The following is a 17,338-nucleotide window of genomic DNA, read 5'->3' on the forward strand; positions in this document are numbered from 1 at the left end:
TCCGGATATTTGAACTCGGACTAAAAGCTTCAGAAAAAGATAAACTGCCTTGTGTGCAAGCACACTGCGTTAGTTTCCTGTTTTTCTTTTGCTTTTGACGCCCTCTGTATCATAAAATATGCTTGATCGTTACTCACGCCCTGAGATGGCGAACATTTGGAGTGAAGAAAATAAATACCGTGCTTGGTTAGAGGTTGAGATTTTGGCCGATGAAGCTTGGGCGGAATTGGGTGAGATTCCTAAAGAGGATGTGGCTAAGATTCGTGCCAATGCTGATTTTGATGTGGATCGTATTCTTGAGATTGAAAAAGAAACCCGTCATGATGTAGTGGCTTTTACTCGTGCGGTTTCAGAAACTCTTGGTGAAGAGCGCAAGTGGGTTCACTACGGCTTGACCTCAACGGATATTGTTGATACGGCTTACGGTTACCTTTACAAACAAGCCAACGACATTATTCGTCGTGACCTTGAAAACTTCACAAACATCGTGGCTGAAAAAGCCAAAGAACACAAAATGACTATCATGATGGGTCGTACTCACGGTGTTCATGCGGAGCCTACAACCTTTGGTCTTAAATTAGCCACTTGGTACAGCGAAATGAAACGTAACCAAGAGCGTTTTGAGCATGCTGCGGCTGGTATTGAGGCTGGGAAAATCTCTGGCGCGGTAGGTAATTTTGCTAATATCCCACCATTTGTGGAAGAGTATGTTTGCGACAAACTTGGCATCCGCCCGCAAGAAATTTCGACTCAGGTCTTACCACGTGACCTACATGCAGAATATTTTGCAGTGCTTGCTAACATCGCAACATCTATCGAACGTATGGCAACTGAGATTCGTGGCTTGCAAAAATCAGAACAACGCGAAGTGGAAGAGTTCTTTGCTAAAGGGCAAAAAGGGAGCTCTGCTATGCCACACAAACGTAATCCAATTGGTTCAGAGAACATGACAGGCCTTGCGCGTGTGGTTCGTGGACACATGGTGACGGCTTTTGAAAACGTTGCTTTGTGGCATGAACGTGATATTTCACATTCATCAGCAGAACGTATTATTACACCAGACACTACTATTTTAATCAACTACATGCTTAACCGATTCGGTAATATCGTTAAAAACTTAACAGTTTTCCCTGACAATATGTTGCGTAATATGAATTCAACCTTTGGGTTAATTTACAGCCAACGTGTCATGTTAACCCTCATTGAAAAAGGTATGACACGCGAAGAAGCTTACGACTTGGTGCAACCTAAAACAGCTTTCTCGTGGGATAATCAAGTGGATTTCAAACCCCTCTTAGAAGCAGATGAAGCTGTAACGTCACGTTTAACACAAGATGAAATTGATGAACTTTTTAATCCTGTTTACTACACCAAACGTGTAGATGATATTTTCAGGCGTTTAGGCTTGTAATGAAAAGGCTATCAAGCCTTTTTTTCTTGCAAAAAAACATTTTTATAATATAATGAAAATAAGATTAATTAAAAATGTCAATAAGTGAGAGGAGAACAAGTGACAGACTTTGGTCTAAAAATCAAAGCCCTAAGAGAAGAACAAAATAAAACGAGAGAAGAAATATGTGGAGATGAATCGGAGTTATCGGTTAGACAGTTGGCACGTATTGAACAGGGTCAATCGATTCCTAGTTTAGCAAAAGCGGTTTATATTTCAAATGAGCTTGGGGTCAGCTTATCAAGTATTACAGAAGATGGTGAATTTGATTTGCCTAAACGGTATAAGGAATTGAAGCATCTTATCCTTAGAACACCAACTTATAAAGATAAAGAAAAAGTTAGAATTCGTGAAAAACAATTTGATGAAATTTTTATCAATTATTATGATAATTTGCCTGAAGAAGAGAAGTTAGTTGTTGATGGATTGCAAGCATCATTAGATGTTGCATTAAGTAAAAATATTAATTTTGGTTCAGATATTTTGAATGATTATTTTGAGCAAATAAAAGTAAAGAGTTGCTTTACGCGAAATGACTTAATCATTATTGATTTATATTTAATCTGTGTCAGGACTTCTAAGTTTAGTGATGCTATTTATGATGCAGCTGTTTATAAAAGTCTATTGAAGAAAACGATTGCGCAAATTGATTGTGCCGAAATTGATGATTTCTATGTTTTAAATCAAGTTTTGATTACTTTTTATACGATATCTATTCAACTTGATAGGCCAAAGGAACTGGAGTTAATTATTTCAAATTGTAATAGGATTATGTCGGTAGTAAATGATTTTTATAGAATGCCTATTCTTTACGTGATGGAATGGAAGTATTCTATAAAATACCTTGATGATTTAAAGAAAGCAACTAGTTTTTATCATAAGGCCAAATTGTTTGCACAAATGACAGGAGATAGTGATTTGGCTAACAAAATTGAAAAAGAGTGGGCAATGGATTGTCAATGACAAATATGTCATGTTCCAAATTAGTTATTTGATGTAGAATATGCTTATCAAATAAAAGATTGGAGAAACAATGAAACATTCTTTGAAATACAAATTACTTTTAGTCTTAAGCTTATTATTACCGGTATTAGCTAAATCTAGTCAATCAGAATGGTGGTGGCTATAAATATAGAAGTAATCGTGTATAAAATTTGAGGTTTTTTGCTATAATAGTCCTATGACTAGGATATTAGATAATGACGTTATGGGTGATGAAGAATTTATTGAAAGAACGCTTCGTCCTCAATATTTAAGAGAATACATTGGGCAAGATAAGGTCAAAGACCAGCTCAATATTTTTATAAAAGCGGCTAAGATGCGTGATGAATCTTTGGATCATGTTTTATTATTTGGGCCACCAGGTCTTGGTAAGACGACAATGGCTTTTGTTATTGCAAATGAATTAGGTGTCAATCTAAAGCAGACTTCGGGTCCAGCTATTGAAAAGGCTGGTGATTTGGTTGCTGTTCTTAATGATTTGGAACCGGGCGATGTCTTATTTATTGATGAAATTCATCGTATGCCAATGGCTGTTGAGGAAGTGCTTTACAGTGCGATGGAAGATTTCTATATTGATATCATGATTGGTGCGGGAGATACCAGCCGTAGTGTTCACTTGGATTTGCCCCCATTTACTCTTATTGGGGCAACAACTCGAGCAGGAATGTTATCTAATCCCCTTCGTGCGCGTTTTGGGATTACAGGTCATATGGAGTATTATCAGGTTGATGATTTAACGGAAATTGTTGAACGTACAGCCGATATCTTCGAAATGGAAATTATCCATGAGGCAGCCTACGAATTAGCTCGACGCAGTAGAGGGACACCTCGAATTGCCAATCGCCTTTTAAAACGTGTTCGAGATTATGCTCAAATTATGGGAGATGGCTTGATAACCACTCAGATTACAAATAAAGCTTTGGAGATGCTTGATGTTGATCATGAAGGATTGGACTATGTTGATCAAAAAATTCTTCGCACGATGATTGAAATGTATAATGGTGGTCCCGTTGGATTAGGAACCTTATCAGTTAATATTGCAGAAGAACGTGATACGGTTGAAGACATGTATGAACCTTATTTGATTCAAAAAGGTTTTATTATGAGGACTAGAAGTGGCCGAGTTGCTACAGAGAAAGCTTACCAACATCTTAATTATCCCTATTTAGACAGTAAAAAATAAGACAAAAACTTGTTTAACCTTTGGTTAAGCAAGTTTTTGTATACTCTAAAAGCCGTGCATTTCTGCACAGCTGTTAGAGGTATATGAAAAAGAAAAGTTTAGGATAATAATAGTATAGAAAAGATAGCTTAAGCAATTCTTAAATGCTTAAGGCAATTATCTCCTATGGTATTTTTAGAAATGTTTAAAAATAATAAAATGATTTCATTTATGATACAATTATTTGTTATAATGAAATAGAGGAGCACTATTATGAAAGTTTGTTTTGTTTGTCTAGGAAATATTTGTCGCAGTACAATGGCAGAATTTGTTATGAAGTCTTTGGATGAATCAGGTGCTCTTTGGGTTGAAAGTAGAGGGACTTCGAGTTGGGAGCAAGGGAATCCTATTCATCAGGGAACACAAAAAATACTGATAAAGTATGGGATTCCTTTTGATGTTACCAAGCAATCGCAACAAATCAAATTGTCTGACTTAAAAAACAATGATCTTCTTATTGCTATGGACACTGAGAATCTTACAGATTTATTGGATTTGTCAAACGGTCAATGGGATGATAAAATAAAACTTTTTGTTCCTGGAGGAGTTCCGGATCCGTGGTATACGGGTGATTTTGAAGAGACCTATCAACTTGTTATGGAAGGTTGTCGCAAATGGCTATCCTATTGCCTCAATAGATTGGAAAATGTAGAGAATAGATGAATAATGTAATGGAAAAATTAAGTGCCTTTATTCAAAGGTTCAATGTTACAAGAGCAAAATTGGAAATTGTAACGCTGATTATTATTGTTGTTTGTGGTCTTTCTGTGGTGACCACTAATCACAAATCAAAAACAGCTTTGACATATGATAATGGTAACATTCACTATACAGGATATGTTGTTAATTATCGGATGACAGGAAAAGGAAAGTTGGTTTATGCTAACGGAGATACCTATGTTGGTGATTTTAAAAAAGGTATTTTTGATGGCAATGGAACATTTAAGGCAAGTACAGGTTGGACCTATACAGGTGACTTTAAAAAAGGTCAAGCTGATGGGAAAGGTGTCTTAAAAGCAAAAAATAACAAGGTTTATAAAGGAACCTTTAAACAGGGGATTTATCAAAAATGAGAATAAAATGGTTTTCCTTGATTAGGGTAACGGGACTACTCCTTGTTTTACTCTATCATTTTTATAAAAATGCTTTCCAGGGTGGATTTGTTGGGGTAGATGTCTTTTTTACCTTTTCTGGATTTTTAATTACAGCTTTATTAATTGATGAATATTCTAAATCGCAAACAATTGATGTGATTAGTTTTTACAGAAGACGATTTTATCGTATTTTTCCACCATTACTGTTAATGGTTTTAGTGGTTATTCCTTTTACCTTTTTAGTAAAGACTGATTTTGTGGCAAGTATCGGGCAACAAATTGCAGCAACCTTAGGGTTTACCACTAATTTTTATGAAATTTTGACTGGAAGTAGTTATGAAAGTCAATTTATCCCACATCTTTTTGTTCATACTTGGAGTTTGGCAATTGAGGTTCATTTTTACATTTTGTGGGGCTTAGCCGTTTGGTTTTTAGCAAAACGTGATTATACAGATAAACAGTTCCGTGGCATTCTTTTTATGCTTTCAAGTGGTATTTTTCTGATTAGTTTTGTGAGTATGTTTGCGCGTGCTTTTATGGTAAATAATTTTTCCTTGATCTACTTTTCAAGTTTTTCGCATGCCTTCCCGTTCTTTATAGGAGCTATGTTTGCGACAACGACAGGGGTTAAAGACACAACGGTTCGTTTTCAAAAAAATGTTCGCCACTGGCCTCGAAAATACGTTATTGGGGTTTTGGGGCTGTCCTTTGCACTCTTATTCCTATTAACCTTAACTCTTGATTTCAATCATATCTTCACTTACCTTTTCGGCTTTGTTCTTGCAAGTCTATTTACTGCTATGATGATTTATGCCGCAAGAGTTTTGAGCGACCAAACACCTGAGTGGCAAGAACCTAAAGTGCTGACATACTTTGCGGATATCAGTTATGGAATCTATCTTTTTCATTGGCCATTTTACATCATTTTTACACAATTGATGCCAAATTGGGCTGCTGTTATCCTAACCATGTTTTTCTCAATCCTCTTTTCAAGTCTCTCTTACTATATCATTGAGCCTATGCTTCAGGGTAAAGATATTAAGCTGTTTGATTTCAAACTGGATTTACAGCCTTATAAACTGTGGATTGCTCTATCAGCTTTTGCCTTAGTTTTGATGATGATGATTAGAAGTGCTACTGCGCCAAGCATTGGAAAGTTTGAAACGGATTTATTGGTGAGTACGCTGCAACAAAACCAAAATAATATTAACCGGACCCATACGTTGGCAGCAGGAGATGCTTCAGCTTTAGGAGATGTAAGTATCATTGGAGATTCGGTTGCTTTAAGATCAAGTCATGCCTTTACCAAACATATGCCAGAAGTACAACTAGATGCGGCGGTTAGTCGTAATTTTGGACTTGCTTTTGAAATTTTTGAAAATAGGATTAAAAGCAATAGTTTATCGCGTATTACAGTTTTAGCGGTAGGGGTTAATTCACTTGATAATTATAAGGAAGATTTACAAAACTTTATTGATGCGTTACCAAAAGGACATCGGTTGGTATTTGTTTCACCTTATAATTCTAAAAATCCAGCTCAAGTTGCTGAAGCTAGGGATTACGAGTTGCAATTATCTAAGAAATATTCTTATGTTACTGTTGCAGACTGGTATAAAGAAGCTATCAGTAAACCAGAAATTTGGTATGGAAGTGATGGGGTACACTATAGTGATGCAGATACTGTAGGTGCTGATTTGTATGTGACAACCATCAAAAATGCTATTGAAAGAGCGGCAAAAAATGATGCAAAATAAGGCCAAATAAGGTCTTATTTTTTTGCTAAAAAAAGATTGAAAAAAAGTTCACAAATTTATTGTGAAACTATTTACAAACTATTTTTTTGTGTTATAATTAATTCATAAACAAATTGTGAAACTTTTAACAAATAAGTTTTCTAGAGGAGATATATAGAATGGCTGACAAAAAACTTTCACCAGAACAAAAATTACAAGAAGCTCAAGCACATGTTGATGAACTTGTTCAAAAAGGTTTGGTTGCTTTAGATGAATTTCGTCAATTAAATCAAGAGCAAGTAGACTACATCGTTGCTAAAGCATCTGTAGCTGCCTTAGATGCTCATGGTATCTTAGCTATGCATGCGCACGAAGAAACAGGACGCGGTGTTTTTGAAGATAAAGCTACAAAAAACCTGTTTGCTTGTGAGCATGTTGTTAATAATATGCGTGGTGTTAAAACTGTTGGTGTTATTGAAGATGATCCAATGACTGGATTAACAAAAATTGCTGAGCCTGTAGGTGTTATTTGTGGGGTTACACCAACAACGAACCCAACGTCAACAGCAATCTTTAAAGCTTTGATTGCTTTGAAAACACGTAACCCAATCGTATTTGGTTTCCATCCATCAGCACAAGAGTCTTCAGCACATGCAGCACAAATCGTTCGTGATGCAGCAATTGCAGCTGGTGCTCCTGAAAACTGTATTCAATGGATTTCAAAACCATCAATGGAAGCTACTGGTGCATTGATGAATCATGATGGTATTGCAACTATCCTTGCAACTGGTGGTAATGCAATGGTTCGCGCAGCCTATTCATGTGGGAAACCAGCACTTGGTGTAGGTGCAGGTAACGTTCCTGCTTATGTTGAAAAATCAGCAGATATCCGTCAAGCGGCTCATGATATCGTTATGTCTAAATCATTTGATAATGGTATGGTCTGTGCCTCAGAGCAAGCAGTTATTATTGATAAAGAAATTTACAAAGCTTTTGTTGAAGAATTCAAATCTTATAAAACTTACTTTGTTAACAAAAAAGAAAAAGCACTTCTTGAAGAATTCTGTTTTGGTGTAAAAGCTAACAGCAAAGACTGTTCAGGTGCTAAATTAAATGCAGATATCGTTGGTAAACCAGCAGCTTGGATTGCAGAACAAGCAGGATTCAAAGTTCCAGAAGGTACTAACATCTTGGCTGCAGAATGTGCTGAAGTTGGTGAAAATGAACCATTAACACGTGAAAAACTTTCTCCAGTTATTGCAGTATTGCAAGCAGATTCAACTGAAGATGGTCTTAAAAAAGCACGTCAAATGGTTGAATTCAATGGTCTTGGTCACTCAGCTGCTATCCATACTAAAGATGAAGAGCTTGCAAAACGTTTCGGTACTGAAATGAAAGCAATGCGTATTATCTGGAATTCTCCATCTACTTTCGGTGGAATTGGTGATGTTTACAATGCCTTCATTCCATCATTAACACTTGGATGTGGATCATATGGACGCAACTCAGTTGGTGATAACGTTAGTGCTATCAACCTTCTCAACATCAAGAAAGTAGGGAAACGTAGAAATAATATGCAATGGTTTAAAGTTCCTTCAAAAATCTACTTCGAACGTAATTCAATCCAATACCTTCAAACTTGTGAAGATATGGAACGTGTTATGATCGTTACTGATAAATCAATCGAAAAACTTGGCTTTGTTCAACGTGTCATTGATCAATTAAACCTACGTCATAACAAAGTTGCTATTCAAATCTTCTCAGATGTTGAACCAGATCCAGATATCACAACTGTTCAACGTGGTGCTGAAGTGATGCGTGCTTTTGAACCAGACACTATTATTGCTCTTGGTGGTGGTTCACCAATGGATGCTGCTAAAATTATGTGGCTCTTCTACGAACAACCAGAAGTTGACTTCCGTGACCTTGTTCAAAAATTCATGGATATCCGTAAACGTGCTTTCAAATTCCCAGCTCTTGGTGAAAAAGCAAAATACATTGGTATTCCAACAACTTCAGGTACAGGTTCAGAAGTAACACCGTTTGCCGTTGTTTCTGATAAAGCAAACAACCGTAAATACCCACTTGCTGACTACTCATTGACACCAACACTTGCAATTGTTGACCCTGCTTTGGTTGAATCAGTTCCTGGTTTCATCGCAGCTGATACAGGTATGGATGTCTTGACTCACGCAACTGAAGCTTATACTTCAAACTTTGCTAACGACTACACTGATGGGCTTGCTCTTCAAGCAATCAAACTTGTTTTTGAATATTTAACAAAATCTGTTAAAGAAAATGATGTTGAAGCTCGTGAGAAAATGCATAACGCATCAACAATGGCTGGTATGGCATTTGCCAATGCATTCTTAGGAATGAGTCACTCAATGGCACACAAAATTGGTGGTGTTCACCATACTGTTCATGGGCGTACAAATGCTATCTTGTTACCATATGTTATCCGTTACAACGGAACTCGTCCTTCAAAAACAACAACATGGCCAAAATACAACTACTGGAAAGCTGATGAAAAATTCCAAGACATCGCTCGCATGTTAGGGTTGCCAGCATCAACTCCAGAAGAAGCTGTAGCATCCTATGCGAAAGCTGTTTATGACCTTGGTGTAGCGGTAGGCATTAAAATGAACTTTAAAGATCAAGGAATTGATGAAAAAGTTTGGATGGATAGCCTTCACGATATTGCTCTTCTTGCTTATGAAGACCAATGTTCACCAGCTAACCCACGTTTACCAATGGTTGCTGATATGGAAGAAATCATGGCTGATGCATACTATGGTTATGCTGACCGTCCAGGACGCCTTAAATAAAATCTGTTTACGTAATGCACTTACCCATTGAAGTTTCGGCTTTAGTGGGTATTTTAGGGCGAAATAGTGACACTAAATAGAAACAAGTTAACTGTGCTTGATGGCACGAAGAAGAGATATAGGGGAAGTATAATGGCAGAGCGCTTTTATGATGTTTTAGCAATGGTGTGGATTGGCATTGCTGGAGCAGACTCTCGTTGGGAAAATTAATATAGAAGTAACACTGATTCTTTTGGAATTGGTGTTATTTTCTTTAAAAATTAAAGATTTAAAGAAACAAAGCAAAATAAAATGTGGTACAATATGTAAAAGTCTTTAGAGGTGAGAAGTTATGGTGTTAGTCTATCAATCAACGCGTGATGCAAAAAATCAAGTATCTGCAAGTCAAGCGATTTTATCAGGTTTAGCAAAAGATGGTGGGCTGTTTACACCTCTTAAGATGCCAGAGCTTCATTTAGATTTTGACAAGCTACAGTTTGCAAGCTATCAAGAAGTTGCTAAACTTATTTTGAAAGCATTTTTTGATGACTTTACAGATCAAGAGTTGGATGATTGTATTCACTCAGCTTACGATAGCAAGTTTGACACAAAAACAATAGCACCTCTGGTTAGTCTGTCTGATTCTTATCATTTAGAGCTTTTTCATGGTTCAACCATTGCTTTTAAAGACATGGCCTTATCAATCCTACCTTATCTATTAACGACAGCAGCTAAAAAGCAAGGTGTTAGTGATAAAATTGTTATCTTAACCGCAACTTCAGGAGATACAGGTAAGGCTGCTATGGCAGGTTTTGCAGGTGTTGACAATACTGAAATTATTGTTTTTTATCCTCGTGACGGCGTTAGTAAGATTCAAGAGTTGCAAATGACAACTCAAGAAGGTGACAATACCCATGTTATTGCTATTGATGGTAATTTTGATGATGCTCAAACAGATGTTAAACGGATGTTCAATGATCCTCAATTCTCAGAAAAACTTGCAAAAAATGGGATGCAGTTGTCTTCAGCAAACTCGATGAATATTGGTCGTCTGATTCCGCAAGTTGTTTATTATGTCTATGCCTATGCGCAATTGGTTAGAAGCGGAGCCATTAAGCAAGGAGAAAAAATTAACATCACTGTCCCAACTGGAAATTTCGGAAATATTTTAGCCGCTTATTATGCTAAAGCAATTGGTCTTCCAGTTAATCAGCTCATTTGTGCTTCTAATGAAAACAATGTTTTAACAGATTTCTTTACGGAAAAGGTTTATGATAAAAACCGCTCCTTTAAGGTAACAACAAGTCCTTCAATGGATATTTTAGTCTCATCTAATTTAGAGCGCCTGATTTTCCATCTTTTGGGGAATGATGCTGAGAAAACTAAGGAATTGATGCTTGCTTTGCAAAGCCACGGAAAATACCAATTAAACCACTTTAACAAAGAGATTATGGGCCTCTTTAAAGCAGGCTCTGCCGATGAAGCTATGACGGCAAAAGAGATTGAAACTATTTTTGCTAAAGATGGTTATGTTATCGACCCTCATACGGCAGTTGCTTCTGCGGTTTATCGTAAGTACTGTGAACAAAGTGGTGATAAAACACCTACTATTATTGTTTCTACAGCAAGTCCTTATAAATTCCCGCGAGTGGTTGTTGAAGCTATTCAGGGTGTAGAACCAAGAGATGACTTTGAAGCTTTGCAAATCTTGGAAGAACTGTCAAAAGTGCCACTTTCTAATGCTGTTAAAGGCTTGCAAGAAAGTCCGGTTAGACATCAAACACAGATTGAGCATAAACAAATGCAAACGGCTGTTGAAAAACATTTAGGAGTATAAAAAAGGGAGGGGAGCTTATAAGCTCCTTTCTTAAATCAGAAAATGACATTTAAACACGGAAAACATATTTTACAACTAGCTATTCCTTCCATGGTAGAAAATATTCTTCAGATGCTCATGGGAATGGTTGATAGTTATTTGGTTGCACAAGTTGGTTTATTAGCTGTTTCAGGGGTATCCCTTGCAACTAATATTATTACCATTTATCAAGCTTTATTTATTGCTTTAGGCTCAGCAATTTCAAGTTTGATTGCAAGAAGTTTAGCAGAAAACAATCCTGACAAGCATCAGAAATACATTTCAGATGCCCTTCTAATAACCTTGCTTTTATCCTTAGGATTTGGAGTGATTAGTTTATTTTTCGGCCAAAAAGTCTTAGAAGTTCTTGGAGCTGATAGGGTGCTTGCTCAAACAGGTAGTCTCTACCTTGCAATTGTAGGTGGCATGATTGTTAGTTTAGGCTTGTTAACGAGTCTTGGTGCAATTGTTCGAGCTCAAGGAGATGCTAAATTGCCCATGCAGGTTAGTTTAGTAACAAATATCATTAATGCCATTCTATCAACTCTTGCTATTTATAGTTTTGGACTGGGTTTGATAGGTGTCGCTTGGGCGACAGTCATCTCAAGGTTTGTTGGGATAATGATTTTACTACAGAAAGTCCCACTTAAAGGGCTTGTTAAACACTTTAGTTTTAGATTGGATCAAGAAATGCTCAATCTGTCATTGCCAGCAGCAGGAGAACGCTTGATGATGCGACTGGGTGATGTGCTGATAGTAATGATTATCGTCCGATTAGGAACAAAAGTGCTTGCAGGAAATGCTATTGGAGAAACGATTTCTCAGTTTAACTACATGCCAGGAATGGCTATAGCAACAGCAACAATTATTCTGGTTGCAAGACAGTATGGCCAAGAAAACTATAGTGACATCCAAGAGTTAATTAAAGAAGTTTTTCTACTTTCTACTATTATAATGTTAGCCTTAAGTCTAATAACCTTTTTATTAGGCCCTCTTGTTAGTTCCTTGTTTACAAATGATCCCCAAGCCCTTAAGGCCAGCATGATTGTCTTACTTTTTTCATTAGTGTGTGCCCCTGCAACAGCAGGAACCTTAGTCTATACAGCTCTCTGGCAGGGACTAGGGAATGCCAGATTACCGTTTTATGCAACAACTGTTGGAATGTGGTTGGTTCGTATTGTTTTAGGATATGTCCTTGCAATATGGTGTAACCTGGGCTTAACAGGTGTCTGGTTGGCAACCGGATTAGACAATGGTAGTAGATGGCTCATCTTAGCAAGTTGTTTTAAAAGATATAATAGAAGAATTGCTATAAAAAAAGAATAACAAGATCCCCATTATTACCTTGATTCATGAGATGATGAGGTTTGTAGTGGGGATTTTACAATGTCACAAATAAAGCTAAATTCTCAAAGTAAGTTCCACCTCTAGTAGAAATGGAATTTAGTCTGATAAAAACCAATAAAAACCAACGAAAATCCGTCTCAGACTAAGTTCCGTTGGTTTTTATAATACTTGATTTCATAGGTTTTCAGAGTTAAAAATCGCAAAAAAAGGGTACAAGAAAACCTCCTCATCTGAAAGCGTTTCAGATTAAGTTCCGCTATGGTTGAAGTTAGTGTGAGACGTTTAGGTTGTATCAGTTAGTTGATTAGGTTAGATTTTGTCTTTTATTAGATTTTGTCTTTTAATAGTTTGGGAGATTGGCAGACGTCTTCCGCAGTAATTTCCTCAATACCGAGTATACTTGCGATGTCTTTTCCGTAAGTAAAAGAGAATAGCTCATAAGCCGTTTTACCATTTAGAGCCTGTCTCTTAACGCTGTTGATATGAGATAGTGCCAGATTAATGTCCTCTTGAGTCAAGTTGTCGAAGGAAGTCCCCTTAGGCAGTATGTCTCTCACGAGGGTATGATTCTTCTCGATTCTTGCTTTCTGGTCAGACCGATTAGGGTCACAAAAGAAGAGTTGAGACTGTCCACAAACATCTATCTCAATATCATCCACTCTAGCGAATTCCCCACCATTATCCGTTAGGATAACAGGAAAGAGTTTGAAGAAGTCTCTCTTGTTATCATAGAGTGTCCTCTTAATGACCTGTATGTGTTTAGCAGTTTCGATAGCTGTCTTAGAATCCATCAGTTTGGCAAAGATGAAGTTACAGAAGGCGACATTGAAGGTGAGAAGGACCTTTCCACCAATCCGTCCAATAACCGTGTCCATTTCAAGCCAGGAGTTCAGCTCTGATTGGTTCATGAGTTCTATAAAATCCTCGTACCGTCGCCCTTCTTTAATCGCTTTTGGAATAGGAGGGAGTGTGCTCTTTCGCCTTTTTTTGAACTTCACAGCTCTAGGTAGGTCGATTGGTGTGATGGATAGGTAGCCTTTCTTGATGTGTCGATAAACGGTTGAAGAACTCACTTCTAGATCGTTGGTTTTGAGGATATGATAGATACGTTGGCCCTTCTTGACCCCATTAGAAAGGACTCTATCTATTTTCCAGAAGGTCTCTTTGTTCAAAGGGATTCCTTCTCTAGATTCAACTAAAAGTTTTTCGTAGTTCCTTTGAGCTTGCTTAGCAAGATAGAAGGTCTTCTTGTAACCACAGTTGATCCTCCTCTTTGGACACCCATTACAAACATAGGGAGCTTTTCTTAGTAGCGGACAGTCTAGGCAGTCTTTGGTTGATTCTCTTAGTTGCTTATTTCGTTTGACTTCTTTTGCGATAGTAGTAGGGTGTTTCAGTAGATTAAGCCCGATGGCTTTAAAGGTTTCTCCTCTATCCAAACCAGATTGGATGTCATTACGGTCTGAGAGAGTTAGGTGTTTGTGTTTTGTCATGATGGATAAACTCATTTCTAATCCAAACGTCTCAGACTTAATTCCACCATAAAAATCCTTTTCACACTAACTTCCGGTTTTGGAGGGCAGACGTAACTTACTTTGAGAAATTACTTGTCACAAATAAAGTAAAAAAAGTTTGTATAAATGCTTGCAATGCCAGTTTGAATCTGTTATCATATTATGGTGCTGTAAAATACAGCCTTAGCTAAGATACGAGAGGTTGCGACACGCTCGGTTGCATTGCCACGCAACACGTGTTGGTTTTCTCGAGGAGCTAGCCTATTATCGTAAATAGACGAGAGGAGAAAAGATGGCAAACAAAAAAATCCGTATCCGTTTGAAAGCGTACGAACACCGTACACTTGACACAGCGGCAGAAAAAATCGTTGAAACTGCAACACGTACAGGTGCGACAGTAGCTGGACCAGTTCCACTTCCAACAGAACGTAGTCTTTACACAATTATTCGTGCGACTCACAAATATAAAGATTCTCGCGAACAATTTGAAATGCGTACACACAAACGTCTTATCGACATTGTGAACCCAACTCAAAAGACTGTTGATGCTCTTATGAAATTGGACTTACCAAGTGGTGTAAACGTAGAAATCAAGCTTTAATCAGTGAGATTTCGCAAGTACAGTTAGTGTTTAATGAAAATTAAACACGAGCTAAACTCTAAGTGAAAAAAGATAAATCTTCTTCGAAACTGAAGTTTCTGTGTCAGATTGCTATTTTCATTTTGAGTTTGACGCTCTTTGTATCTTGTTTGGAGCACAAAAAACGCTCGTAAAAAACTTTTTTGAGCATAAAAAACGCTCATAAAAAACTTTTTGAAATAATATTAAGAAAAGGAAATATTTTCTCATGACAAAAGGAATCTTAGGGAAAAAAGTGGGAATGACTCAAATCTTCACTGAATCTGGTGAATTTATCCCTGTTACTGTCATCGAAGCAACTCCAAACGTTGTGCTTCAAGTTAAAACTGTTGAAACAGACGGTTATGAAGCGGTTCAAGTTGGTTTTGATGACAAACGCGAAGTATTGAGTAACAAACCTGCCAAAGGCCATGTAGCTAAAGCTAACACAGCTCCTAAGCGCTTCATTCGTGAATTCAAAAACATTGAAGGCTTAGAAGTTGGTGCAGAAATTACTGTTGAAACATTTACAGCTGGAGATGTCGTTGATGTAACGGGTACTTCAAAAGGTAAAGGTTTCCAAGGGGTTATCAAACGTCACGGACAATCACGTGGACCAATGGCTCACGGATCTCGTTATCACCGTCGTCCAGGTTCAATGGGACCTGTAGCGCCTAACCGTGTTTTCAAAAACAAACACTTGGCAGGACGTATGGGTGGCAACCGTGTTACAATTCAAAACCTTGAAATTGTACAAGTTATCCCAGAAAAGAACGCTATCTTAATTAAAGGTAACGTACCAGGTGCTAAGAAATCTCTTATCACTATCAAATCAGCAGTTAAAGCTGCTAAATAATAAGAAAGGAGAAAACAGTTAAAATGGCAAACGTAAAACTATTTGACCAAACTGGTAAAGAAGTTAGCTCAGTTGAATTGAATGACGCTATCTTCGGTATTGAACCAAACGAATCAGTTGTTTTTGATGTTGTAATCAGCCAACGTGCAAGTCTTCGCCAAGGTACTCACGCGGTTAAAAACCGTTCAGCAGTATCAGGTGGTGGACGTAAACCATGGCGTCAAAAAGGAACTGGACGTGCTCGTCAAGGTTCTATCCGCTCACCACAATGGCGTGGCGGTGGTGTTGTCTTCGGACCAACTCCACGTTCTTACGGATACAAACTTCCACAAAAAGTTCGTCGCCTTGCTTTGAAATCAGTTTACTCAGCAAAAGTTGCTGAAGATAAATTTGTAGCTGTAGAAAGCCTTTCATTTGCAGCACCAAAAACTGCTGAATTTGCAAAAGTTCTTTCAGCGCTAAGTATCGATTCAAAAGTACTTGTTCTCGTTGAAGAAGGTAATGAATTTGCAGCACTTTCTGCTCGTAACCTTCCAAACGTTAAAGTTGCAACTGCAACAACAGCAAGTGTTCTTGACATTGTAAATAGCGATAAACTTCTTGTTACTAAAGAAGCAATCTCTACAATTGAGGAGGTTCTTGCATAATGAATTTGTACGACGTAATTAAAAAACCAGTTATCACTGAAAAATCAATGTATGCCCTTGAAGAAGGAAAATACACATTTGAAGTCGACACACGTGCGCACAAACTTTTGATTAAGCAAGCTATTGAAGCTGCTTTTGAAGGAGTTAAAGTTGCAAGTGTAAACACTGTTAACGTTAAACCCAAAGCTAAACGCGTTGGTCGTTACACAGGTTTCACTTCAAAAACTAAAAAAGCTATCATCACTCTTACAGCTGATTCTAAAGCAATCGAGTTGTTCGCAGCTGAAGCTGAATAATCTAAGGAGGAAATAACGTGGGTATTAAAGTTTATAAACCAACGACAAATGGCCGTCGTAACATGACTTCTTTGGATTTCGCTGAAATCACAACAAGCACACCTGAGAAATCATTGCTTGTTTCTCTTAAAAACAAAGCTGGTCGTAACAACAATGGTCGCATCACAGTACGTCACCAAGGTGGCGGACACAAACGTCATTACCGTGTGATTGATTTCAAACGTAATAAAGACGCTGTTGAAGCAGTTGTTAAAACTATTGAATATGATCCAAACCGTACTGCTAACATCGCTCTTGTACATTATACAGATGGTGTTAAAGCTTACATCATTGCACCTAAAGGTCTTGAAGTAGGTCAACGTATTGTTTCTGGTCCAGATGCAGATATCAAAATTGGTAATGCACTTCCATTAGCAAATATTCCAGTAGGTACAGTTATTCATAACATCGAGTTGAAACCTGGTAAAGGTGGAGAACTAGTTCGTGCTGCTGGAGCTTCTGCTCAAGTATTAGGTCAAGAAGGTAAATATGTTCTTGTTCGTCTTCAATCAGGCGAAGTTCGTATGATTCTTGGAACTTGCCGTGCTACTGTTGGTACTGTAGGTAACGAACAACAATCACTTGTTAACATTGGTAAAGCTGGACGTAACCGTTGGAAAGGTATCCGCCCAACAGTTCGTGGTTCTGTAATGAACCCTAACGATCACCCACACGGTGGTGGTGAAGGTAAAGCACCAGTTGGACGTAAAGCGCCATCTACTCCATGGGGTAAACCTGCGCTTGGTCTTAAAACTCGTAACAAGAAAGCTAAATCTGACAAACTTATTATTCGTCGTCGTAACGCTAAATAATAAAGTTCGTTAGCATTTATTCCGCCAACTCGGTAGTTCTATAGA

General features: G+C 37.7%; 15 protein-coding genes. 14 read left to right on the forward strand and 1 reads right to left on the reverse strand.

The annotated features are described in order from the left end of the window. Positions 1-118: 118 nt before the first annotated feature. The 9 genes from purB to Q9317_RS00375 all read left to right on the forward strand — a co-directional run bounded on the left by purB (position 119) and on the right by Q9317_RS00375 (position 12,489). Positions 119-1,411, forward strand: a complete 1,293-nt coding sequence (gene purB / locus Q9317_RS00335) for an adenylosuccinate lyase (RefSeq protein WP_016355740.1) — start codon at positions 119-121, stop codon at positions 1,409-1,411. 99 nt (positions 1,412-1,510) lie between these two features. Continuing rightward, entirely contained in the window at positions 1,511-2,413 is a 903-nt protein-coding gene (locus tag Q9317_RS00340) for a helix-turn-helix domain-containing protein (RefSeq protein WP_016355741.1), read from the forward strand. A gap of 217 nt (positions 2,414-2,630) precedes the next feature. Further along, positions 2,631-3,635, forward strand: a complete 1,005-nt coding sequence (gene ruvB, locus Q9317_RS00345) for a Holliday junction branch migration DNA helicase RuvB (RefSeq protein WP_003098617.1) — start codon at positions 2,631-2,633, stop codon at positions 3,633-3,635. Between the two features lie 249 nt (positions 3,636-3,884). Beyond that, entirely contained in the window at positions 3,885-4,337 is a 453-nt protein-coding gene (locus Q9317_RS00350) for a low molecular weight protein-tyrosine-phosphatase (protein WP_031239161.1), read from the forward strand. 8 nt (positions 4,338-4,345) lie between these two features. Beyond that, a complete protein-coding gene (locus Q9317_RS00355) occupies positions 4,346-4,747 on the forward strand; it encodes an MORN repeat-containing protein (RefSeq protein WP_016355743.1) in 402 nt (133 codons plus the stop codon). Then, the gene (locus Q9317_RS00360; protein ID WP_003098625.1) at positions 4,744-6,522 is read left to right on the forward strand and encodes an acyltransferase family protein; all 1,779 of its coding nucleotides are present in this window, start codon (positions 4,744-4,746) and stop codon (positions 6,520-6,522) included. Before Q9317_RS00355 ends, Q9317_RS00360 begins: the two co-directional genes overlap by 4 nt. Positions 6,523-6,680: 158 nt before the next feature. Further along, entirely contained in the window at positions 6,681-9,329 is a 2,649-nt protein-coding gene (adhE, locus tag Q9317_RS00365; RefSeq protein ID WP_003098627.1) for a bifunctional acetaldehyde-CoA/alcohol dehydrogenase, read from the forward strand. A gap of 331 nt (positions 9,330-9,660) precedes the next feature. Then, positions 9,661-11,145 carry a threonine synthase gene (thrC, locus tag Q9317_RS00370; RefSeq protein WP_305981559.1) on the forward strand — a complete coding sequence of 495 codons (1,485 nt, stop codon included), beginning with the start codon at positions 9,661-9,663 and terminating at the stop codon, positions 11,143-11,145. A 42-nt stretch (positions 11,146-11,187) separates the two neighbouring features. Continuing rightward, positions 11,188-12,489 carry an MATE family efflux transporter gene (locus Q9317_RS00375; RefSeq protein WP_003098630.1) on the forward strand — a complete coding sequence of 434 codons (1,302 nt, stop codon included), beginning with the start codon at positions 11,188-11,190 and terminating at the stop codon, positions 12,487-12,489. Between the two features lie 347 nt (positions 12,490-12,836). Here the strand turns inward: Q9317_RS00375 and Q9317_RS00380 are convergent, their stop codons facing one another. Continuing rightward, a complete protein-coding gene (locus Q9317_RS00380; RefSeq protein ID WP_071794717.1) occupies positions 12,837-14,003 on the reverse strand; it encodes an IS30-like element ISSag9 family transposase in 1,167 nt (388 codons plus the stop codon). A 313-nt stretch (positions 14,004-14,316) separates the two neighbouring features. Here Q9317_RS00380 and rpsJ point away from each other — a divergent pair, with 313 nt between their 5' ends. The 5 genes from rpsJ (at position 14,317) to rplB (ending at position 17,293) form a co-directional block, all read left to right on the forward strand. After that, the gene (gene rpsJ / locus Q9317_RS00385) at positions 14,317-14,625 is read left to right on the forward strand and encodes a 30S ribosomal protein S10 (protein WP_003046044.1); all 309 of its coding nucleotides are present in this window, start codon (positions 14,317-14,319) and stop codon (positions 14,623-14,625) included. A 247-nt stretch (positions 14,626-14,872) separates the two neighbouring features. Then, entirely contained in the window at positions 14,873-15,499 is a 627-nt protein-coding gene (gene rplC / locus Q9317_RS00390; protein WP_003098633.1) for a 50S ribosomal protein L3, read from the forward strand. 23 nt (positions 15,500-15,522) lie between these two features. After that, complete coding sequence (gene rplD / locus Q9317_RS00395; protein WP_003098635.1) at positions 15,523-16,146, forward strand: 50S ribosomal protein L4; 624 nt, start codon at positions 15,523-15,525, stop codon at positions 16,144-16,146. Next, a complete protein-coding gene (locus Q9317_RS00400) occupies positions 16,146-16,442 on the forward strand; it encodes a 50S ribosomal protein L23 (protein WP_003098637.1) in 297 nt (98 codons plus the stop codon). The genes rplD and Q9317_RS00400 overlap by 1 nt, the downstream gene beginning before the upstream one ends. Positions 16,443-16,459: 17 nt before the next feature. Next, on the forward strand, positions 16,460-17,293 hold the full coding sequence (gene rplB / locus Q9317_RS00405) for a 50S ribosomal protein L2 (protein ID WP_003098639.1): 834 nt from the start codon (positions 16,460-16,462) through the stop codon (positions 17,291-17,293). The last annotated feature ends 45 nt before the right edge of the window (positions 17,294-17,338 follow it).

Source organism: Streptococcus iniae (assembly GCF_030732225.1).
Taxonomy (GTDB): domain Bacteria; phylum Bacillota; class Bacilli; order Lactobacillales; family Streptococcaceae; genus Streptococcus; species Streptococcus iniae.